General features: G+C 45.8%; 18 protein-coding genes and 1 pseudogene. 7 read left to right on the top strand and 12 right to left on the bottom strand.

The window, feature by feature from the left end; translation table 11 throughout:
• Nucleotides 1-31 precede the first annotated feature (31 nt).
• The 3 genes from MKY42_RS05620 to MKY42_RS05610 form a co-directional block, all read right to left on the bottom strand.
• Nucleotides 32-241 carry a tautomerase family protein gene (locus tag MKY42_RS05620; RefSeq protein WP_063567830.1) on the bottom strand — a complete coding sequence of 70 codons (210 nt, stop codon included), beginning with the start codon at nt 239-241 and terminating at the stop codon, nt 32-34.
• 278 nt (nt 242-519) lie between these two features.
• Nucleotides 520-1,485: an alpha/beta hydrolase gene (locus MKY42_RS05615; RefSeq protein ID WP_339849445.1), complete on the bottom strand. Its 966-nt coding sequence runs from the start codon at nt 1,483-1,485 to the stop codon at nt 520-522.
• Nucleotides 1,482-2,111 carry a TetR family transcriptional regulator gene (locus tag MKY42_RS05610; protein WP_339849441.1) on the bottom strand — a complete coding sequence of 210 codons (630 nt, stop codon included), beginning with the start codon at nt 2,109-2,111 and terminating at the stop codon, nt 1,482-1,484. The genes MKY42_RS05615 and MKY42_RS05610 overlap by 4 nt, the downstream gene beginning before the upstream one ends.
• A 649-nt stretch (nt 2,112-2,760) precedes the next feature.
• On the opposite strand from MKY42_RS05610, the gene MKY42_RS05605 reads away from it, so the two are divergent.
• Nucleotides 2,761-3,954: an MFS transporter gene (locus MKY42_RS05605; protein WP_090893789.1), complete on the top strand. Its 1,194-nt coding sequence runs from the start codon at nt 2,761-2,763 to the stop codon at nt 3,952-3,954.
• A 393-nt stretch (nt 3,955-4,347) separates the two neighbouring features.
• On the opposite strand, the gene MKY42_RS05600 is transcribed toward MKY42_RS05605, so the two are convergent.
• Nucleotides 4,348-4,659: a hypothetical protein gene (locus MKY42_RS05600; protein WP_339849436.1), complete on the bottom strand. Its 312-nt coding sequence runs from the start codon at nt 4,657-4,659 to the stop codon at nt 4,348-4,350.
• 203 nt (nt 4,660-4,862) lie between these two features.
• Here MKY42_RS05600 and MKY42_RS05595 point away from each other — a divergent pair.
• Nucleotides 4,863-5,269 (top strand): annotated as a pseudogene (locus MKY42_RS05595) (NAD(P)H-dependent oxidoreductase); the annotation flags it as partial.
• A gap of 88 nt (nt 5,270-5,357) precedes the next feature.
• Here MKY42_RS05595 and MKY42_RS05590 read toward each other — a convergent pair.
• Nucleotides 5,358-5,714, bottom strand: a complete 357-nt coding sequence (locus MKY42_RS05590; protein ID WP_339849433.1) for a helix-turn-helix domain-containing protein — start codon at nt 5,712-5,714, stop codon at nt 5,358-5,360.
• A gap of 635 nt (nt 5,715-6,349) precedes the next feature.
• On the opposite strand from MKY42_RS05590, the gene MKY42_RS05585 reads away from it, so the two are divergent.
• Both MKY42_RS05585 and MKY42_RS05580 read left to right on the top strand, forming a co-directional pair.
• Complete coding sequence (locus MKY42_RS05585; protein ID WP_090893784.1) at nt 6,350-6,928, top strand: TetR/AcrR family transcriptional regulator; 579 nt, start codon at nt 6,350-6,352, stop codon at nt 6,926-6,928.
• An 80-nt stretch (nt 6,929-7,008) separates the two neighbouring features.
• Complete coding sequence (locus MKY42_RS05580; RefSeq protein WP_339852739.1) at nt 7,009-9,195, top strand: YhgE/Pip domain-containing protein; 2,187 nt, start codon at nt 7,009-7,011, stop codon at nt 9,193-9,195.
• A gap of 134 nt (nt 9,196-9,329) precedes the next feature.
• Here MKY42_RS05580 and MKY42_RS05575 read toward each other — a convergent pair whose 3' ends face one another.
• A complete protein-coding gene (locus MKY42_RS05575; RefSeq protein WP_090893780.1) occupies nt 9,330-9,671 on the bottom strand; it encodes a DUF4190 domain-containing protein in 342 nt (113 codons plus the stop codon).
• A 179-nt stretch (nt 9,672-9,850) separates the two neighbouring features.
• Between MKY42_RS05575 and MKY42_RS05570 the strand changes: the two genes are divergently transcribed.
• Nucleotides 9,851-10,402 (top strand): hypothetical protein, encoded by a 552-nt coding sequence (locus MKY42_RS05570; RefSeq protein WP_179265684.1) that lies wholly within the window; start codon nt 9,851-9,853, stop codon nt 10,400-10,402.
• A gap of 74 nt (nt 10,403-10,476) precedes the next feature.
• Here MKY42_RS05570 and MKY42_RS05565 read toward each other — a convergent pair whose 3' ends face one another.
• The 3 genes from MKY42_RS05565 to MKY42_RS05555 all read right to left on the bottom strand — a co-directional run bounded on the left by MKY42_RS05565 (nt 10,477) and on the right by MKY42_RS05555 (nt 12,834).
• Nucleotides 10,477-11,232 carry an amino acid ABC transporter ATP-binding protein gene (locus tag MKY42_RS05565; protein WP_079695067.1) on the bottom strand — a complete coding sequence of 252 codons (756 nt, stop codon included), beginning with the start codon at nt 11,230-11,232 and terminating at the stop codon, nt 10,477-10,479.
• A gap of 62 nt (nt 11,233-11,294) precedes the next feature.
• Nucleotides 11,295-11,954 (bottom strand): amino acid ABC transporter permease, encoded by a 660-nt coding sequence (locus MKY42_RS05560; protein ID WP_090893772.1) that lies wholly within the window; start codon nt 11,952-11,954, stop codon nt 11,295-11,297.
• Between the two features lie 109 nt (nt 11,955-12,063).
• A complete protein-coding gene (locus tag MKY42_RS05555; RefSeq protein ID WP_339849421.1) occupies nt 12,064-12,834 on the bottom strand; it encodes an amino acid ABC transporter substrate-binding protein in 771 nt (256 codons plus the stop codon).
• Between the two features lie 171 nt (nt 12,835-13,005).
• On the opposite strand from MKY42_RS05555, the gene MKY42_RS05550 reads away from it, so the two are divergent.
• Complete coding sequence (locus MKY42_RS05550; protein ID WP_339849418.1) at nt 13,006-13,719, top strand: hypothetical protein; 714 nt, start codon at nt 13,006-13,008, stop codon at nt 13,717-13,719.
• 185 nt (nt 13,720-13,904) lie between these two features.
• Here MKY42_RS05550 and MKY42_RS05545 read toward each other — a convergent pair whose 3' ends face one another.
• On the bottom strand, nt 13,905-15,410 hold the full coding sequence (locus MKY42_RS05545) for an alpha-glucosidase/alpha-galactosidase (RefSeq protein WP_113054582.1): 1,506 nt from the start codon (nt 15,408-15,410) through the stop codon (nt 13,905-13,907).
• A 199-nt stretch (nt 15,411-15,609) separates the two neighbouring features.
• Nucleotides 15,610-16,617: an AraC family transcriptional regulator gene (locus tag MKY42_RS05540; RefSeq protein ID WP_339849409.1), complete on the bottom strand. Its 1,008-nt coding sequence runs from the start codon at nt 16,615-16,617 to the stop codon at nt 15,610-15,612.
• Nucleotides 16,618-16,792: 175 nt separating this feature from the next.
• Here MKY42_RS05540 and MKY42_RS05535 point away from each other — a divergent pair, with 175 nt between their 5' ends.
• A complete protein-coding gene (locus tag MKY42_RS05535; protein ID WP_339849407.1) occupies nt 16,793-17,395 on the top strand; it encodes a histidine phosphatase family protein in 603 nt (200 codons plus the stop codon).
• 161 nt (nt 17,396-17,556) lie between these two features.
• Here the strand turns inward: MKY42_RS05535 and MKY42_RS05530 are convergent, their stop codons facing one another.
• A complete protein-coding gene (locus tag MKY42_RS05530; protein WP_339852736.1) occupies nt 17,557-19,899 on the bottom strand; it encodes a rhamnogalacturonan lyase in 2,343 nt (780 codons plus the stop codon).
• Nucleotides 19,900-20,349: the final 450 nt, after the last annotated feature.

Below are 20,349 nucleotides of genomic sequence, written 5' to 3'. Positions count from 1 at the left end.
CCCCGGCTTGGCGGAGCAATGTCCGCCGGCTTCACGTCTTCTCCCCTCCTTGCTTCTGTGATTGCATGGCTTTCAAATTATCAGGAACGTTCTCGTCCCATGGGATTTCATTGAATTCAACGGAAATATAATCCGGCTCACGGTCGATAATACGAGATAGCTCGCGTGTGAACACCTCCACAATCTCCTGTTTTTGCTCATCCGTCCTGCCTTCATACAGTCTGATCGTAATTTCTGGCATCCGAGTTAAGCTCCCTTCACCATATAATGTAAACGCTTCAACAACTTCATCTTAGCGTTCCTGTGAGAGAGCAACAATAGACTGTCTTTTCGTTCACTTGTGTTTTTTTTAGGTTGAAGCAGCCTTTGCGCCACCATTTCAGGCTTTAAAAACAACTGTTCTTCTATGTAAATAAGCCTATAGCGGTTTCGCACGCTATAGGCTGAAAATGCTTGATATTATGGTTTTTTCACCTCGTCAGAAAGCTCCTCTACTATTTCAGCTCTCTAAGACTACATTTATTTTCCTATATACTCATCCAAAAAATGATCTACTCTCTGGAAATATTCAGTGGGGTAGTGATTGATCGCATCGATGTGCTCGGTGTTTTTCGGATACCATACTTCTGCGCTTGGGTTATCTTTTAAGGACTCGTATATCATTTCTGTATTTTTATAACTGATTTGCTGATCTCCAGTACCATGAATGAGCATAACTGGCTTGTCTTGCATTTTTTTCACCGCATCCATGGGAGATACGGAATCGAGATCAACATCAAAGACCCAATTGGCCATCCAGGTCGATGTATAACTGAATGGGAACGCAGGTAAACCTGAAAAGAAAGGCAGACCCTCTCTCAGAAATAGCCCAGCATTGCGAAACGGACTATCCGCGATTATAGCTTGGATATCATCACTTTCACTTGTGGCTAACAAAGAAGTAGCTGCACCCATTGAAAAGCCGATCACTCCAATGTTATCCCCCGCATGGTCTTTGGATTTTAAATAGTCTACGGCTCCCAGCAAATCGTATTTTTCATTGAGCCCAAGTGTAATCAGATCACCATCGGATTTACCTTGCGAGCTGAGATCAAATGCCAATACATTGTAGCCTTTGGGAACGAAATGCTCTACTAACTTTGGCGTCCGCCCTTTGACTAAACGATTACTTGTATACCCATGGACGACAATAATCGTCTTATCGCTTGATTTAACACCAGCATTTGCAGGAAAGAAGGTACCTCTGATCGTATTATCATTTTTCAAACTCTTGAACTCGACCTCTTCGTAGGGCGTTTTATCGATATTCAATTCGTAGCTGACATTCGTGTCTCTAGGATGGTGCAACAAGGTGTCTACTACTTTATACGATATAAAAAATACAAGAGCCACCACAAGCAAAAGCACGATTCCCAGGCTCCATAAAATTTTGTTCCGTTTTTTCATACGAACGTTATGATTGGGTTCTAATGATGTTTGACTCATTCAGACTCCTCCAGTTTTTCTATAGGTGATATGGGTGCGAACAAATAAAAGGCATGCCCCTTCAGATTTTCCCACTCGGGATGATGAAGAATACTTTCTCCAAGAGTTAAAGCCACTCCATTTAAGAAAGAGATATAGGCACGGGAGATCATTGCGGGAGAAAAGCTTTTGTCGAACTCTCCCATTAATTGTCCCTTGGCATAGATACTTTCGATCTCATCGGTCATTACCTTTATGCTCTCAAGGACCTTCTGTGTAAGTTCAGGGAACCTGATTCGTTGCCCTAAGACAGATTGGGCAAGCCGCAATTCATTGGTATAGAAGTAGATATGGTTGAATTGTTCTGCCACCATGTTCTTAATCAATGCGCCCGGCGTTCCCTCTTGTTGTAGACAAGCAAGTGATCTCATCTGTATATCAGCAAGCGGCTCAAGAACAGCGGCATAGAATAAAGCTTCTTTGCTAGGGAAATATTGAAAAATGGTTCCGGAAGTCACTCCCGCACTTTTCGCAATGATCGCCGTTGTGGTATTGGAATATCCGCTTTCTGCGAACAGGACAACAGCTTCTTTTAGAATCCGTTTACGACGCTCCAGTCTTTTTTCTTCATTGATGGGTCTTGCCAAATGTATTCCCCTCTCTTTAAGCTAAACTTTAATTAATTAAATGATCAGTTAATTAATTAAAGTTTAGCTTTAAATACGACTTATTGCAAGAGCGAATTCATCTTACTTACGAGCAGGATGAAAACTCAACAAATAAAAACAAGCCGGAGTGCGGCTCAACATGCGCCTCCGGCTTGTTTTTATCAGGTTACTTTGAATGAGTACACGTTCTGCCTTCCTTTAATTGTGGAGACAGTTGAAAGATAACTCCCTGTTGTCATAAAAAATGGACTCAAAACAGCAGCCTTGCAGCAGATCTGCAAGATCTTTCGGTATGCCGGGACAGCAACCGTCAGTGCTTAGGTAAGAACTTTTATAACTTTAACAACAATCTTAGATTAATAAACTATGCTGCCCTTTAGCTGAGCGAAGGGCTCCACGCGGCAGCCCTTTCGATGTTGAACTATAGTTCCCCTGGGAGTTTAATACTCATATTACGGTGTTAACAAAATGTAGTGTATCTGCTCAGAGTGACACTCACCTTTATGACAGTACCTGTACTAAATGTGCGTACTTACATATTTATAGTACAATCTTTATACTCAATGAAGGAAATAAATAAATTTCTATATACCCGGAATATAGAAACTTAAGAAAGAGGGATAATTATATGTCTAATGCTTGGAAAGTTTACTTATTAGCCGCTGTTAGCTTCTTGCTTGGAACATCCGAGTATATCATAGCAGGGATTCTCGACACAGTTGCAAGAGACGTTAATGTCTCCGTCGCTGCTGCTGGTCAGCTCATTACTGTTTTTTCACTCGCCTATGCTTTTGGAACACCTTTCCTCATCGCATTTACAGCACGAATGGAGCAGCGCAAGCTTTTAGTTTATTCACTTGGCGTATTTGTGATTGGAAATATTATCGCCGTAGTTTTACCTGGCTTTGAATTTCTTTTAGTTTCACGCGTTATTCTTGCACTAAGCATGGGAGTATTCGTTGTAACCTCCTTTACTGTCGCTACCAAGATGACTCCACCTGATAAACAAGGAAGTGCAATTGCAACAATCCTTATGGGCTTTAGCACCTCGTTGATTATCGGTGTTCCGCTAGGCAGAGTTATTGCTTCCGCTTATGATTGGAGATTGATCTTCGGAGGAATCGGTACACTTAGTATTCTTGCGATGATCGTTATACTCTTAGTCATCCCACGCTCAAATGGTGATGAGTCGGTTCCCTTGCGCAAACAGCTTGCTTTAATTAAGCAACCGAAAATAATTGCAGCTCTAATGATCACTTTCTTATGGATTTCTGGTTATTCTACTGTCTACACCTACATTTCTCCCTTCCTACTGTCGATTACAGGGATGAACAGTAAAACAGTTATCATTGCTTTATTCGCTTTCGGGATTGCCAGCTTATTCGGCTCAAAGCTTGGCGGCTATAGTACAGATAAATGGGGATTCCCTCGTACTTTATTTGTTAGTATGGTACTGCATGTAGTAGCCTTAGTTCTACTGTCATTATCAGCCCAATCGCCTGCTATCGTTTTCCTTGTGCTCATATTTTGGGCTCTCTCCGCTTGGTCAACAAGTCCAACTCAGCAATATCACTTAATGACGCTTGCTCCGGCGGCTTCAGGCATTATGGTGAGTATGAATAGTTCAGTTTTACAGCTTGCTATGGGCGCTGGTGCAGGAATTGGAGGCGTTGTCGTGGAACAAACTTCCTTAGCTTCGATTAGCTGGATTGGAGCAGCGGTTGTTGCCATCGCTGCAACAACAGTTATGGTATATTTACGAGTAACCCGCTCCAAAGCTCCACCAGAAATTAGGAAAGATATAAAAGAAACTAATATCTAAAAGGTTGGTGCTTAACCAGTTGCAAAAGCCAACGCGCACAAAATTGCTCAAGCGATCCAGTTGATTAACCGGCAATACTACCGTCCGCTCGTGATCAAGCAGCTTGCAAAGTCCGTACACATGAGCACGTCGGCGTTTCATAAACATTTCAAGCTCGTCACTGCGTTGAGCCCGTTGCAATACCAGAAAACGGTGCATTCGCAAGTAGCACGGCGCTTAATGTTGAAGGAAACCTTGCCCGCCTCGGATGCGACCTTCTGCGTAGGCTAAAAGAGCCCGTCACAGTTTAGCCGGGAGGCTATGCGAGTTAAGCTATTTGAGGCAAAAAATCACGCTCTTTGGCCTCAAGCTCCTCATGCTTATGAAGATACCAAGCATCCATGTGCTGGCACATCATAATGCCGTAAAAACGGATGTACCACATCTTGGTGGAATGATGGCGACCTGCCTCAAGTTATAATCGTTCTTCTCTCGCTTGTTACAGGTCTCCACGTTGGTGCGGCGTTTGTAGGTGAGATTCCACTGCTCTGAGCTTCTGGCCACATCGGGAAACAACCGGGGGTTATCCTTGCTGCAGGTATGGAAGGTTCGGCCGTATTGGGCATCAGAGCAAGGTGTAGAGCAAGTGTTGGTCGTTCTGTTTTGCATCATTGGGCAGATCCACTTATGCCGCTTCTGGGCATGATCGAAGCCGTAGGGTTTCATTTCCTTGCCTACAAGGCAGATTAGGACTCCCCTGGGAGAAATCTTCATATCGCTTTCAGTTTCCAGATTTTTGGTGCCACGCTCATTGAGATCAATGAACGGCTAAATCCCTTGATGCTTCAAAAGATCATAGATAGCCCCTGCATCGTGAGCAGCATCAAGGAGCATTTTCTACCGTGCCAAGGTAAAACGTTGCGAGAATTAAATTGGTTGAATCACCTAGTAATCATGTTTTGCAGTTCCCTATATATTGGTTTAATTGTCCGCCTCTCCTTAAAAAATGGCTTGACAATGTTTTAACTTATGGGTGGGCTCATGGTTCAAATGGAGGAGATAAATTAAAGAATCGCAAAGCTGCTTTAGCTGTATCTGCCGGAAGTAAAAAGAAGATTATAGTGAAGATGGAAGATATCACTATGTACTTAATTATTTATTATCTCCTTTTGAAACTACCTTCCTATACTGCAATGCAAATTATCGTTCGTTCTTTGCGTATTATGGTACGGAAAACGAGCCTGGTGAAAATGTGCCTGATACAGAAAATAAGCCGTCTGTAAGCGAATTGGAAAAAAACACACTAAATTATTTGAGTTTTCTTGACAATCTGTAATAGTTAGCTTTATTTAAGACTGCTATAAAAAAGAAGTATTTCCCTGTTCAGGAGATACTTCTTTGTAATATAAACAAAACAACTATGCCTACCGTTGTACAGCCTCCAGAGCTGGCGAACTGTTTTTCTCTCCCCACTCGCACATCATATTTAACAATGGAATGAGAGAAAGACCACTTTCAGATAATGAATATTCAACTTTTGGAGGTATTTGGGGAAATTCCTTGCGTATGATAAGCCCATCTGCCTCCAGCTCTTTCAACATGATGCTTTGCGTTTTAAAGGAGATGGTACCGATACATCGCTTCAGCTCATTAAACCGCATTACCTTATTTTCAGACAGCCAATACATAATGATCATTTTATATTTACCGCCTATTAAGGACAACGTGTATCCAAAGCCAGTTTCGTTTAGTTTCAAGCCAGTTGGAATAGTTTCGTGCACAAGCTACACTCTCCTTTTGGTAAGTATATGATATAAATATACATACTTTATAATAAATCATTATGCAATCTTATTGAAAGGATGTAAATCGCTATAAAATTTGATATATCCTAAATTTGAATAAATTTTAGAAACGGAATGGGACCCGAACGATGGCAGCACGAACGCGGAGGGCGAGTATTGACCAAAATAGGAAACGGTTAGTTGAGTAAAGATAACCTTTTTGTTACTTCTTCGATATTCGATTCACAATGGAGAATCTAAATAACCCTCTATGACAATGTCTGAACTTGGTTTAACTGTCCTTTCCATTTTCAAATAAGCGACCTTCCCATAAAGCATAATTAACTAGCTCATAAGTGAATTCCATTTTTGCTCTAAGTCGTTGAGGTAGCCTGCGCTATTGCGATGAATCCCCCAGGGTTTTCATGTGAGCATCACATTCGCACCTTCCTAAGTCACATATCGATTCCCTGGAATAATCTTTTTGATCTCCCATCCAACCATGACAAAGATCACATCCACCATTCCTGCCCGAATGCTACAGTTATAAACGACCATTTGACCAAATAAGTAATCTAGTCAATTCCGAGTTTACCCTTTTACATTCCATACAACAAGGAGGTGCATATACCATTAGAACCATTGATCGAAGGCAGCAGGTCATTGACTCGGCTGAAAAATCGTTCGCGTTGTTTGGTTACAAAGCAACAACCATGGAGCAGGTTGCCAGACTTGCCAATGTAGGCAAGGGGACGATCTATACTTTTTTCGAAAACAAGGAAGAACTGTTCGACGAGATTCTCCACTCGATCATTACCGATATGAAACAGATTACGGAGCAAACAGTGAAGGAAGAGAATTCGTTTCTGGATAACGTACACCTTAGCATGGACTCTTTGCTGGAGTACAGGGAAGAACATGAACTGTTGATTAAGCTGTTTCAGGAGGTGAACGAATTCGGCACGCCTCAGGCGAAGGAAGGTCTGCAAAAAGTAGAGACAGCCATTCTCGAATATCTGGAACGCCAAGTTCAGCGCGCCATGGAACTACAGCAGATTCGCGAGGACGATCCAAGGCTGGTCTCTTTTGTCCTGTTGAAGCTGTATGTCACCTTAACTTCCGATTGGAATAAAGCGCATCCTTCGCTACACAAGGATCAGATCAAGGATTTCGTGGGCCTCTTTCTCAAAAGTGGATTATCCCCTACATAAAGAAAGATGCGCGGCTTAATCCTTTATCGATTAGAGATAGATATAGCAACAGAGTAGCGTAATGATGGGGAGAGAACATGATGAAATCATTCACTGTATTTGGGCAGGATTTGAAATCCGCCTTCAAGAAACCCAAAGTATTTATTCCGATTCTCGTGGTGCTGTTCATTCCGGTACTGTATAGCGGTCTGTTCCTCAATGCATTCTGGGACCCTTACGGCAAAATGAATGAATTGCCTGTCGCCGTGGTCAACACGGATCAGGGGGCAACCTACAATGACAAATCGCTGGAAGTCGGACAGAATCTGGTCGATGAATTGAAAAAAAGTGACGACTTCAAATGGCAATTTGTGACCCGAGAAGAAGCCGAGAAAGGCATGGAAGACAACACGTATTATATGACGATTGTTATTCCAGAGGATTTTTCCAAGAAAGCAACCACTCTGATGGATGACCATCCACAACCAGCAGAGCTAATCTATGAACCCAATGAAGGTTACAACTTCCTTGCGGGTCAGATTGGCGGGACTGCGGTCAAACAGATCAAATCCAAAGTCTCGGCCAAAGTGACGGAGTCGTATACCGAAACGTTGCTCGACCAGGTGGAGAAAATCTCTAACGGTTTGGCGGATGCCGGAGGTGGTGCAGGTCAGATCAACGAGGGTGCGGTTAAGCTGGATGAAGGTGCCTCCAAGCTGAAAGAGAACCTGTCCAAACTGGCCGATGGAACCAACAAACTCGAAACAGGCATTCCCCCGTTAAAAGAAGGCACGAACACCTTGGCTCAGGGTATTGGTGAACTTCATACGGGAGCGAGCTCCCTTTCCAATGGTTTGTCCCAATTGGCGGCAGCAGGTACGAAGCTTGGAGACGGAGCAGCACAGGCTGAAGCTGGCGGTAAAAAGTTACAGGCTGGGATTCAATCCACTAAGGAAGGAGCCGCAAAATTGGATGCTGGACTGGCAGCAACCGAGGAAGGCAGTGCCAAGCTGACCGCTGGATTGCAGACTTCAGTCGGAGGCAGTGGCAAAGTAAGTGAAGGTGCCAAGGCCGTTGCGCAAGGTCTTGCTCAATTAGCTGAAGCCAGTCCGGAGCTCGCTGCTAACCCTGCTGTACAGCAGCTGCTGGCAGCAAGCCAGGCTGTTGCCGCTGGTAGCGAACAGGTATATCAAGGTGGACAGCAATTGCTTGAAGGCAGCCAAAACCTGCAAGCTGCTCAACATCAGCTGCATCAAGGCAGCAGCCAGTTAGTGCAGGGTGAGCAGCAGCTTTTAGAAGGAGCAACACAATTGTCCGCTGGACAGGTGCAGCTTGCGACTGGCCTCCAGCAGTTCAACTCCAAGTTGTCTGAGGCTGCCGCTGGCGGAGCCAAACTTTCAGAGGGTTCGAGTCAATTAAACGCAGGTGCAGGGAAACTGGTTGATGGGTTGAACCAACTTTCAGACGGAATCACCACCATTGCCGATGGTTCCCGCAAGCTGGATAACGGCGCAGGAGATTTAAAAGAAGGTACCACCAAGTTGACCGACGGCTCTGGTGAGCTTGCCACCAAACTGAATGATGCCGCCGATCAAACGGGTAGTGTGAAAAAGACGGATGAACTTGTAACGATGTATGCAGAGCCTGTTCAGGTGGATGAACATAAACATAATGAAGTGCCCAACTATGGTACAGGATTCTCGCCATACTTCCTGTCATTGGGACTGTTTGTCGGGGCATTGATTGCAACGCTGGTTGTACCAACACGCAGCAGCTCGGTTACCGATGCGAGTGGTTGGAATCGTTTTGTGAGCAGAACGCTTGCTTTCACGATCATGAGTGCCGTGCAGTCCCTGCTTGCTTCCTGGCTTGTCTTGTCCGGCTTGGGCCTGGAAGTTCAAAGCGTGCCTTTGTTCCTTTTATTCAGTTTCGTTACCAGCCTGACCTTCATGTACATCATTCAGGCTCTCGTCACTTGGTTGGAGAATCCCGGCCGCTTCCTGGCGATCCTCATGTTAATCTTTCAACTGACCACCAGTGCAGGTACGTTCCCGTTGGAGCTCATTCCGAACTGGCTGAAAGGTTTCAACCCATGGCTGCCAATGACCTATTCGGTAACCGGGTATAAAGCGGTTATTTCAAGTGGACAGTTCGGTGTGGCATGGGATCAGATCGGAATTCTGTGCATCTTTGCGGTGATTGGTCTGGCGGCTACCTTTGCCTATTTCATGATGCATCGAACAAATGAGGTCGAAGAAGTAAACAGTGAAGCAGTGCTTCACGTGTAAGGTGGAAACATAAAAAGCAAGGCCTGTTATAAGCAACGCCCTCGCCTCAATAACAGCGGGTGTTTGCTTATACACGGCCTTGCTTTTTTAGTGAAGAGATAAAAATGTAGATCGCCCTTCCTCATTCCTCGATCCTAATATGTAGAAGAAATCTCGCCGCTAGAAAATGCGACAAATGCAACCAGTAGGAGCAAAATGATAATTGCATAAATCGCCGTGCCAATGATGCCACAGACAAGACCAGCAATCGCGAGTCCTCTTCCCTGTTCCATGCGAAGCTTGATTTCTTTAAGAGAAATAGATGCAAATACGATAGCAACAATCCCTATCAGAAATCCCAAGTATGGAATCATCACTGACAAAATCCCCAAGACAAGAGCTGCGATAGACTTGCTATTGGTTTTTGGTACTACATAAGGTGGTGGCGGAAGCGGATCGCTATAATAACGGTCCACATCATTGTGACGTTGATCCAAAGGTAAATCCTCCCTGTTTATTAAGTAGTCTTATTATACTTGATTAACTGGGAAAATATGTCCCATTATTTGTAAATATTCCGATTTTATTAAATATATTTACTTTTTTGTCCGGAAACACGGAGCACCTAAGAGCACAGGAAATATGATATTCTATTTTAAGGATAAGGAGGTTTATTATGTATAAATTCGCATCTTTACTATTGTCACTTACTTTTCTGATGACGGGTTGCAGTGAAACGGATAAATCGGTCGAAGCTTTGAAGTCGGTAGAGCTTCATGAGGAAAATATCCATACTATCAAGGAACTACGTGAAGAAAACGCTCATCTTCAGGAACAGATCGTTCAACTTCAAGAGAACGTACATAGCGAGGAGCTCAGAAACAATTTAAGAGAAACTCTAAACATGACGTTTAAGCTGATCGCTGCTATGGAGGCTGGAGATATTGCGTATATTGAGTCCGTATCTTCACCCAATGTAGATATATCCAAAAATAGCAATACCATGATTATTCATAATGCAGGCCACTCCTATGAAGTCAATTTCCTTAAAGGTATACAGTGGGATGAATTCGAATTCAGAGGTTATAACCAAAAGGATCCGGACCACTTCATGCTGTTCATAGCCAAATACATCACGACAAAGGGTTCGGAAGGAAATACCGCATATGAGTTCTCTTTTGTTCGTTCCCCAGAAGGAAATTGGCTATTTGACGGCTACATCTCATGAATGAAACTTAGTCAAAAAAAAGTGATGCTACATTTGAATGTAACATCACTTTTTTTAAATATATCTATGTTTGCTTACCCTTCCACTTCCACTCGCTGCAAAAACGTGCGCGTGCGCTCCAGCTTGGCATTGCCAAAGATCTGCTCCGGCGGTCCCGCCTCGGCGATTTCGCCGTTGTCCATGAAGAAAACGCGATCCGCGACATCGCGGGCAAAGCTCATCTCATGGGTGACGATCATCATCGTCATATTCTCTTGCGCCAGTTGCTTGATGACCCGCAGTACTTCCCCCGTCAGCTCGGGATCAAGTGCCGAGGTCGGCTCGTCGAACAGCAGAATGTCGGGCTGCATCATCAGTGCGCGCGCAATCGCTACGCGCTGTTTCTGTCCACCGGACAGATTGGCGGGATAAGCATCCGCCTTGTCGGACAGCCCTACTTTACCGAGCAATTCAAGACTTCGCTGCCGGATGATTGCTGAGCTTTCTTTTTTCAACGTCTTCGGTGCCAATTCCAGATTCGCCTGTACCGTCAGATGCGGAAACAGGTTGAAATGCTGAAAGACCATGCCCATGCGATCCGTAATCTTCCGAATATCCGCGGCACCTGCATACGAACCGTTCTCAGCCAGCGCCTGGCCTTGAATGCGAATGGTTCCTCCCGAAATATCCTCAAGATGAATCAGGCTGCGTAACATCGTACTTTTACCTGAACCGGAAGGCCCGATTACGGCAATAACCTCACCTGGCTCCACGTTGAACGATACCTGCTTCAGCACATCAAGTGTACCGAATGATTTTCTTAATTGATTCACTTCTATAATATGTGTCATATGCAGACAGTCCTTTAATTGATGAGATTGGATAACTTCATAAACTTCTGTTCCGTACGCGTTTACTCAAATGTATAACGTTTCTCCAGTGCCTTGAAGAACAAGGTGAGTACCATGGTCATCAGCAAATACATAATAGCTGCAATCAGGAATGGTGTCAGACGGAAATCCCGGTTTACTGCGGCCTGTGCGTAATGCAGCAGCTCAGGTACAGCAACAGCATACAGCAATGCCGTATCTTTAATAAGGCTTATGGATTCATTTGCAGTAGCAGGTAATGCTACCCGAAACATCTGCGGGATGATGACTTTCGTCATCGTCTGCCATTTGCTTAGACCCAGTACCTGTGCAGCTTCATGTTGTCCTTTATCAATCGAGAGCAATCCACCTCTGAAAATCTCGGCAAAGTACGCACCATAATTCAAAATAAAGGCCAGTGCTGCCGCCGTAAAGCGGTCAAATACAAGATACTCCCCTACGCCTGGAAGCAGCGGCAGACCGAAGCAGAAGAACAACAGCTGCAACATCAGCGGCGTTCCCCGCATCACATATACGTACGTATGAGCGATCCATGCCAACGGCTTGAATCGGCTTTTCATCAATAAAGTTACTCCAAATCCAAGTGGTACAGACACTATAATGGCCAGCAAAAATAAAAAGATCGTGGTCTGTGCCCCTTCAAGCATGGGCTTCATGACGCCCCATAAATACTCCCAGCTCATCGCAATCGACTCCTCTAATCTGTTAACCCCACATTCCGCAGGAGAATTGCTCCTTTTTGGAATCCGGGGTCATGTTGTTTACTACATATGTCAGGCAAGTGGCCTAATCCTATTTCAAAACTTCATCTTCACCAAACCACTTGGTGGAAATCTCGGCTGCTGTGCCATCGGCATTCAGCTCATCCAGTGCTTTTTGCAGCTGATTCAGCAGTTCTTCATTGCCTTTTTTCACACCAATGCCGTATTGTTCCGGAGCAAGAGATTCATCCAGCAGTTTGAACGTTCCCTCTTCCTTGGACATGTAATATCTCGCGACCACTTCGTCGATGATGACAGCATCCAAACGTTTCGTCTTGAGATCGGTAAGGGCCAGTACGTTGTCCGGGAATTCGGAAGCATTCACTTTATCCTTCAGAGGACTTGCCGCGAGTGCATCTGCCGCAGAGGACAAGGCCTGCAAACCTACATTTTTGCCATCCAGTTCATCCAGCTTCGTAATCGGTGAGTCCGCGAGCGTGACTGCAACCTGGCTGTTCTTCAGATACGGCTTCGTGAACAGCACTTTATCTTTCCGCTCATCCGTAATCGTGTACCCGTTCCAGATCAGGTCGATGCGGCCGCTGTTCAGCTCCGATTCTTTGGAAGACCAATCAATGGGCTGGAACGTAATTTCTTTACCCATTTTCTCCGCTGCCGCTCTGGCATAATCGATATCAAAACCAACAATTTCATTCTTGTCATCCCGGAAGCCCATTGGAGCAAATTTATCATCTATCCCCACAATAATGGCATTATTATCTTTGCTTCCCGAACTGGAACAACCCGCAACAACAATCATGCATATGCTGATCAATAATAGAAATATCGCTTGTTTTCTCATCTCTCTAACCCCTCCATGTCTATAACCAAAACCCAAACGCTTTAGTTCGTTACCACGTTATCAGAGTCTTATAATAACATAGCATAGGAGAAGAGTCGAGCCTCTTACCTTTTCCTTATCTTTGAACCCACTTAATTGTCAACAATTTGTGAAAAAGCTGCTTTCACTTGCATGGAATCTACCAGCTTCTTACGTACTGTTGAATCCCACTCCCCCGGTTCCTGGAGGGTCTTCAATTCCGTTCCAGCTTATGACAGCGAGCAACATTCTTCTCTTGCTTTTCGTCTGGAAGATATTAGGGAGGTGAATAAAATAAAAGTATTCATTACTATGAGAACGAAAATTTCATTCTTGTTCCTTACAACTTTACTAATATTATCCGGCTGTAATTCTACTCCAAGTAACAATACTAACGGAACTGCCTCACCCCCAGCGACAAATGTAAAGGAAGCCGAGAGAGGATCAAAACAGGTTCAAGAATCGGAGCCCAACTTACCTAAGAAATTGCCTACGCCAACTATTCAGAGCGAAAGCGGCACCTCTATTCCAGCTGTACAGGGCAGTTATTGCTGGAGTGGCACCTGTGCTGATTATGTGGGAGGTAAGGACTTGCTTAAAGGACATACACCTATGTCCGCTCTGGTTGGTGAAAAAGTATCCATAGATATGGGCATAGATATCCCACCTGATGAATTAGATTTGTTTGAATATGTGGATGAGAAAATCAAGCCTCTCGCTTTAACGAAGGAGTCATTCCATCTACCGCAAGAACCAGGAACCCACTACTACGGTGCATCTGTCCGCTGGACTTCAAGTCAAGATTCACAGATCAGCTACGGAAGTACTTCTTTTGCGTTTGTAGTTCGTGTTGTTGAGAAAAAATAAAAACAAACAGGGCCCCTCCGCTGCAGAGGGCCCTATTTAATCTGTTTAATCTTTTTTTATTCTTTATTTCTTAGTCGTTATTTCTTAGTCGTTATTTCTTAATTCTCAAATTCTTAAATCTTAATTCTCAAATCTTAAATCTTAAATTACAGTTTAGACTTCATTTTTGTACATCCTGCCTCTATCTATTGCTGAACTTTCTCGCGATCTTTCCCTTTATCCGATTCACCCGCATTTTTATTGGCGGCATCGCGATCCTGCTGCATCTCCTCAACGGTTTTCACTTTGAGACGTGCAGCACCTTCATATTCCTTCGTAGGAATCAGGTTGCCTGCAGCCAGTCTTGCTTCTGCCGCAGCAATGGCGTCACCATATTGCGGCAACCATTCGGCTTGAGCGACCAGCATCTCGTCGACCATTTGCCAGATCTCTTTTGGATTACATACCGCACCCACGAGTGGGTCCATCATGAACGCCTGACGCAATAGTTTGTCGTCACCATGTACCGCAGCTTCAACCGCAAGCCGTTGTACGGAAATGCTCACGTTACACACGGCAGCCGGGCCGAGTGGCAGGTCGCCTACATGTGGCATCGAAATGCCGTTGCGATCCACATATCCCGGTGCTTCGATGATCGCATCATCCGGCAGATTGGAGATCACACCGTTATTGACGGTATTGAAGTGTCCGCGGTATACGCGTCCCGTCTCCAACCCTTCTATAATGTAGGAACCATGTTCTCCGCCTCGTTTTTCCGGGGCAAATTGCATCGGTTCATCCTTCATCCAGTTCGGGAAATCAGTCTCAAACCAATTTCTGCCCTCTGTACACACACGCAGATACCCGCCCGTCTCGCCGTTAATCCAGCTGTCCAGATCAATCCAGTCCTTGATCTCTTCCGGACGTTTGCGGTACCAAGGTACATATTCACTAAGGTGACCATTCGATTCCGTACTGTAATAACCAAATCGGCGCAGCATATCAATCCGCACTTTCTCGGTACGGCTATACTCTGGATGTTTCTCGAAGGCTTCGAGCAAATCACCCGTAAGGTCTTTCCCTTCATGGGATGCCTTGATGTACCAGGTCTGATGATTAATTCCTGCACATACGATATCCACTTCATTCATTTTCAGTCCAAATGCTTCCGCAATCTGGTGATGACCATGCTGTACCCCGTGACATAGTCCAATCGTGCGAACACCGCCATACTTGTTGCAGGCCCATGTCAGCATAGCCATTGGGTTGGAATAATTGAGGAGCAGCACATCCGGTGCGCTTTGCTCACGAATATCCTTACAGATGTCGAGCATCTCAGCAATTCCGCGCTGGCCGTACATAATCCCACCTGCACACAACGTATCGCCGACACATTGATCCACCCCATATTTGAGCGGAATATCCACATCGGTTGCAAAAGCTTCCAACCCGCCCACACGGATTGTACACAGTACATACTTCGCGTCCTTGAGCGCTTCTCTACGGTCCGTTGTCGGCTGAATCTGAATATTCAGTCCATTCTCGCGAATATCGCGCTGACACAGCTCGGTAACCATGTCCAGATTGTGCTGATTGATATCACAGAACGCAATCTCAATATTGTTGAATTCAGGTACCGCGAGCAAATCACGCAACAACCCCCGTGTAAATCCGATACTGCCCGCCCCGATAAATGCCACTTTAAACGACATGCACAGTTCCTCCCGTAATCCGAGTATATTCGCCCCGGTTAATGTTCTCACTTCATGAAATCATTGTAGCAACGGGTTGTAAGGAAGCGTTATCAAAATCATGACCTCTTCGCAGCGAGGTTGTCAAAAATCCTCACTTTTGTGTCCTAAGATCATCAAGCCTATCCTGCTCAGATAAAAACAGAGTATCTATCCCCTATTATTCCAGTGGATAATGACTGACATGTCGCTCCATCGCGGAACGGAATTCAACCGGAGTTCGGCCTGTATATTTCTTGAATAACATATGAAAATATTGTCTGCTCCCCACGCCCACGTAATCGGAAATTTCGGAGATTGGAATATTGGTCTGCTGCAGCAGCATCTTCGCCTTTTCCATTCGCAGCATCGTGAGATAATCGGTAGGCGTGCGCTGCATGTGCTGGCGAAAAATACGGTGCAAATAGCCTGGATGCAGATTCACCGCTGCTGCGATATCCTTCATTTGAATATTACGATCCATATTGTGATGCATGAATTCAATCGTCCGTTTTACGTACAGCTCCGTCTGATCCAGCGCACTTCGGTTGATTTCCCCGCGAAGTCGTGCAACCCGAACCAGCAGTTGGATAAACAGCGTGCGTACCAACGTACCTTGCTCAGGCGACTTCAAATCACGTGCTTCGCGATGATGCGAGCGTTCCTCCGACGGTATAACTCGCATGGGTGCAGATGGTCGTCCCTGCTCCATCAGTCCACGCTGATCCAGCTCCAGCACCAGGCTTTTCATAATGTGGTACACCTCTTCGGGATCAGGCAAAACCAGATAAGGCGAGGCTTGTGTTAGAAAATCATGGACTTCCTCCTCTTCCAGCGCGAGCTGGCGAATAGAAGGCTGGCCTGGCTCCGAGCTGGCAACTCCAAACTCCACATTCAGCATGCGGCACGGTACCCCATCCTTCACCAGCAGACGGTGCGGAACCCCCGCGTCCAGCAGAATGAACTGCCCTTTTTTCAATACTGCCTGTTCTGAGCTGCCATCCGGCATCTGTACATCGACCCTGCACATTCCCGAAATAATGTACATGATCTCTGTGGAATCATGATCGTGATAGGACATCTGGTAGTTGTCCCATTGCTTGTAATAATACGCGTAGAAACGCGGTCCATAGTCCTCCAAGCGCAGTTTCTCCTGAAACAGACTGCCTGTCGAATGTTTTGCTTCCAATGCCTGCACCTCCGTTGCTGCAACGATCCTCACTTTTCTCCATTGTAGCAAGTCTCGGCGATGTATTTCACCTATGCAAAAGAAAAATCATTGCGATCATAAATTAGATAATCGTATAATTAGTTATAAATCTAATTTATTTTCATCTAATCTATAAGTAGGAGGTCTGGAGACCATGAAAACTACATTTTTACTTGTGAGGCATGCATTAAAAGAAAAGCGCATCGGTGATGTTCCCCTCACATCCGAGGGAGTAGTACAAGCTGAGTCAACGGCACTTCATTTGGCTAATGTACCTGTCACCAAAATCATTGCAAGCCCACTTCGAAGAGCGATCAATACTGCGGCGCATATTGCTCTCAGAACAAAAATTACAGTGACAGAAGACCCGCGTCTGCGGGAACGCGCCAACTGGGGTGACTTGCCTGAACAAACAATAGAAGAATTCATTGCCATGTGGGACCGAACCACAATTGATCCTGGCTACCTTCCACCCGTAGGTGATTCAGCCAAGCAGGCTGGGGAACGTTTAGCCTCTTTCCTAACCGAATTGGCGAATTCAGAGCCACCAGATAGCCATATCGTTATCGTTACTCATGGCGGGTTAATTACGGATTTTCTGGTAAACACATTTTCAGAGCAAGAGCTTAACGTCTGGCATCCTGATTTTATAGCCATGCAAAGTCAACTGATTCCCGAATGCTCCATCACCACATTGATTCATGAAAACGGGAAATACACCATTCAAGATTTTGCATCCGTAGCTCATTTGAAATGATGATGTCGACTGTTGCTTCAGTTTAGCCATATCCAAAAAAACTCCGGGTAACCTCCCGTACGTTAAACGCACTGAGGTTACTCCAGAGCTTCACTTTAATACAACAGCAAACACTTCCTATAACAGAATATTACTTTTGAAAACCTATCGCCTTTTACTTCTCACTTTTCACCCTTACCCGACTTGGGCGTGTGGAACTTGGGCAGCGTAACCTTCGACCAATCGATATCCGATGCCATGTAGAAGGATGGGTAGGACGGCTGATTGTATCCACTGTTCTGCCCGGCAATGCCGACACGATACATCGCATCGTGCATCAGCGTGTACAGCTTGCGATCGGTCTTCTCAGTGCTCAGGTAGATGCGGATCGCCGAGCTGTCCTCGGTTCTCACCAGCATTTCTTCCCGCCAGTCCCCGAAGATATCCGCTACGAGAGATGGCGTACCCTTGGTATAATTGTTGGTCAACGTGCCGGTTGCGGTCAACAGCGTACCCCGATTCCAATCTTTAATCGCAGGCGTGACATTGATGGCACCGTCTACGTTCTGAGTTGTCATATCGGCGGCCCATCGTATATTCATATTTGTGCCAGGGGCTTTATCGCTTATTTTCTCACCGCTGGCTGTCCACAATCCTACCGCCCATGTCTCCAACCCGCGGCGGGTCGGGTCCACATCACCGATCATGCCGCGTCCAGTGTCTTTGCCCGTATATCCGCCATAGATCACTTCCCCAGTCTTCGCATCTCGCAGGGAATATCCGTATGGCGCCCAAGGACCACCCTCATGCACCATGAAGATCTCCAGCCCCGGACGATCCGGATCAATATCCGCTACATGAAGCGCATCCCCGTGGCCCAGACGTGCGATCGTTCCCGGAGCAGCACTCTCCGCAGGCATCAGGTCCTTGGAGCTGTACAGCACACTGCCATCATGATCAATCGTGGCCGAGCCGTACACAATCTCCTGTTTACCGTCTCCATCCACATCAGCGACACTGAAATAGTGCGCGCCTTGCGTTGTAATGGAGCCATACACCGGGTCTGTACCGTCCACCCCATGCGGACCGTCATTGAACGGGTTCTTCATGGGTGTCCATCCACTGTCCACTTTCCATTCACGCTTGAGCTTTTTGCCATCCCAGTTATAGGTGACCATGGTGGAACGTGTGTAGTACCCGCGTGCAAAGATCGCAGACGGTTTCTTCCCGTCCAGATATGCCACGCCTGCCAGAAAACGATCTACCCGGTTGCCTGGTTCAATACGCGCCATTGCGTAATCGCCCCACATCAACCCATCATCCTGCCGTCCCGGCTCATAAGGAATGGTCTCCAGCTCTTTGCCCGACTCTCCTTCGAACACCGTTACATACTCAGGTCCATCCACGATAAAACCTTCGAACTTGCGCAGCTCATTCTTGTCACTGCGGCTTGGTGCATACACATCGATGAAGTAATCGGCCAAACTCTCAGCATCCTTCTGAGACAATGGATAGTTATACTTTTTGGCAATCCCAAAAGCTTCCTCCAACGTAGCAGGCCAGTTGCCTTTCACGACCTCTTCATGTTTATGCCAGTTCTTGAACATATCCACGACATGATCATAGTAGCCTTCTGCACTTAACCGGTAATCATCTTCGTTGGAGTATCCTGCCTTGCGATCCTGCTTCGGAAGGGTGATGTATTTCTCGGAAGTGACCTTTCCTTTTTTGTTATATTTGATTATCTTGGTTCCCGGTGCGGTCTTGAACATCAGCTCAGCCTTGCCATCCCCGTCAAAATCATAAACGAGCATCTGTGTATAATGAGCACCCGAACGGATATTAACCCCGAGATCGATCCGGTACAACAATTGTCCATCCAGCGTGTAACAATCCACGTACGTTTTACCGGTGTAGCCTTTTTGCGAGACATCCTTGGAGTTGGAAGGGTCCCATTTTACAAAAAACTCATACTGTCCGTCCCCGTCCACATCGCCCACACTCATGTCATTCGCAGAATACGAGTAGGCTTCTCCGACAGGCGTCACACCATCGGCCGGTTTTTGCAAAGGAATATCGACGTAGCCGTTCGCCCAAGGTTTGACGGATGCACTGCGTTTGCTCTCCTTGCCCTTCTTGCTTACCGCTGCCACTTCATAACGGGACGATGATTTGCCTGCGGAATCAACATAGTTAGTGCTGTCGGTAACCGTCGCAATCTTCTTGCCATCCCGATATACGTTGAAATCCGTGCCTGTCAGACCTTTATCGCTATACCCTGTGGCCTCGTCACCAAGCAATCTCCAACTAAGAAAAACACCCTCCGAAGTAGACGCCGCAACCAGACCGCGATCAAGATACTCAAGCTGAATGTCTTTCAAAGAACTCCCTCCCTTATGTGACTGCACGCTGGCCTCAGCCGTGCTGTTATCACTGGAAGCTGCTGCTCCGCTCGCACCCGCTGTTCCCGCAACGAGCATAGCAACGCTTAGTGCCGAAGACAGCATTTTGGCTGCAAGCGGCATACGTACCTTCCTGCGATTGGAGTCCATACCTGAAACCGATCCTTTATGTATCGGCGCTGTTGTTTTGGATTTCATCGACCTTCACTCTCCTTGAGACAGAATGGGTGATGCTTATGGCTGTGCTTGGATCGTGGCGACATCCGTCAATCTATACAGACGTTCATATTCTTCAAATTTCACTGAATGCGCTTACAAAAATATAAAAGAAAGATCTCCCGCCTCAACTGAATTTCTTGACTCCGTCCCCCTTCCATTCCATCTCCATCAGAGCAGCTTCATGCTACCCATCGGGTATTATTATAGACATCCTACCTGCCGCGACATAGGCAAATATCCGTCCAAAACGATCAATATTCAGTGTTTTTAGAAGACATTTTAGGAAATCAAACCAACGAACAATTCAGTCTCAAGGCTGATTCAGGCTCACCGCCAATTCTTTTGGAACGAATC

The sequence above is a fragment of the Paenibacillus sp. FSL W7-1088 genome (genome assembly GCF_037969855.1).
Taxonomy (GTDB): Bacteria; Bacillota; Bacilli; order Paenibacillales; family Paenibacillaceae; genus Paenibacillus.
Note: the sequence above shows the minus strand (reverse complement) of the source record. Positions and strands in the feature narration are given on the sequence as shown.

Coding starts and splice junctions, on each gene's coding strand:
- MKY42_RS05620 (WP_063567830.1), bottom strand. CDS start 241: ATGCCAGAAATTACGATCAGACTGTATGAAGGCAGGACGGATGAGCAA.
- MKY42_RS05615 (WP_339849445.1), bottom strand. CDS start 1,485: ATGAGTCAAACATCATTAGAACCCAATCATAACGTTCGTATGAAAAAA.
- MKY42_RS05605 (WP_090893789.1), top strand. CDS start 2,761: ATGTCTAATGCTTGGAAAGTTTACTTATTAGCCGCTGTTAGCTTCTTG.
- MKY42_RS05600 (WP_339849436.1), bottom strand. CDS start 4,659: ATGAAACCCTACGGCTTCGATCATGCCCAGAAGCGGCATAAGTGGATC.
- MKY42_RS05580 (WP_339852739.1), top strand. CDS start 7,009: ATGAAATCATTCACTGTATTTGGGCAGGATTTGAAATCCGCCTTCAAG.
- MKY42_RS05570 (WP_179265684.1), top strand. CDS start 9,851: ATGTATAAATTCGCATCTTTACTATTGTCACTTACTTTTCTGATGACG.
- MKY42_RS05565 (WP_079695067.1), bottom strand. CDS start 11,232: ATGACACATATTATAGAAGTGAATCAATTAAGAAAATCATTCGGTACA.
- MKY42_RS05560 (WP_090893772.1), bottom strand. CDS start 11,954: ATGAGCTGGGAGTATTTATGGGGCGTCATGAAGCCCATGCTTGAAGGG.
- MKY42_RS05555 (WP_339849421.1), bottom strand. CDS start 12,834: ATGAGAAAACAAGCGATATTTCTATTATTGATCAGCATATGCATGATT.
- MKY42_RS05550 (WP_339849418.1), top strand. CDS start 13,006: ATGGAATCTACCAGCTTCTTACGTACTGTTGAATCCCACTCCCCCGGT.
- MKY42_RS05545 (WP_113054582.1), bottom strand. CDS start 15,410: ATGTCGTTTAAAGTGGCATTTATCGGGGCGGGCAGTATCGGATTTACA.
- MKY42_RS05535 (WP_339849407.1), top strand. CDS start 16,793: ATGAAAACTACATTTTTACTTGTGAGGCATGCATTAAAAGAAAAGCGC.
- MKY42_RS05530 (WP_339852736.1), bottom strand. CDS start 19,899: ATGCCGCTTGCAGCCAAAATGCTGTCTTCGGCACTAAGCGTTGCTATG.